Source organism: Metamycoplasma neophronis (assembly GCF_006491995.1).
Taxonomy (GTDB): Bacteria; Bacillota_I; Bacilli_A; order Mycoplasmatales; family Metamycoplasmataceae; genus Metamycoplasma; species Metamycoplasma neophronis.
In genome coordinates, this window is record NZ_VHHP01000025.1 from 1 (window position 1) to 696 (window position 696).

The window sequence follows — 696 nt, forward strand, 5'->3', positions numbered from 1 at the left end:
GATCCTGTGACTCGTCGACACCGACTAGCGTCAGCAGCCACACGATGGCACCGAGCGGAACGTTCACCAGGAACACGCTGCGCCAACCGAGGCCGTCGACCATGAGCCCGCCCAGCGCGGGGGCAGATGCCGCACCGACCATGCCTATGGCCATCCAGTTGGATATCGCCCGTGCTTTCATTCGGGGATTGGGAAAGGAGTGGCTTAGCAAGGCCAGCGAGAGCACTGAGATGAACGCCGCTCCTAAACCTTGGATCACTCGTGCGACCGTGAAAACTGCCAGGCTGACCGGTAGCACACAGACAATAGAGCTCACGACGAAGAGCGTGACCCCGAACACAAAACTGCGCCTGCGACCGTAGCGATCGCCCAGCAGGGCGCAACTCATCAGCACGGCCGCCATGCCCAGGCTGTACCCGGCGACCGCCCACTGCAGACCTTGTTCGCCCGTGTGAAACACCTTTTGGATGCTGGGCAATGCGACATTGACGATGTTGACGTCCACGAACACCATGAAGATGCCCAGCCCCGTTGCCAACACGGTCAGCCGCTGGCGCGGTGTCATTGCAGTGTGGGAATCGCCCTCCACGGTGTCGGGTGCCGCAGTCACATCTGACTTCTCCGGTTGGTTGCCCATAATGCGGTTCTTACTCATGCGTAGCCGGGCTTCGCGGTCACAAGAACTAACCCTAGGTA

Annotated in this window: 1 pseudogene; it reads right to left on the reverse strand. The window is 60.6% G+C overall.

Annotated elements, in window-relative coordinates:
• Positions 1 to 565 (reverse strand): annotated as a pseudogene (gene jefA, locus FJR74_RS08335) (multidrug efflux pump JefA); the annotation flags it as partial.
• Positions 566 to 696: the final 131 nt, after the last annotated feature.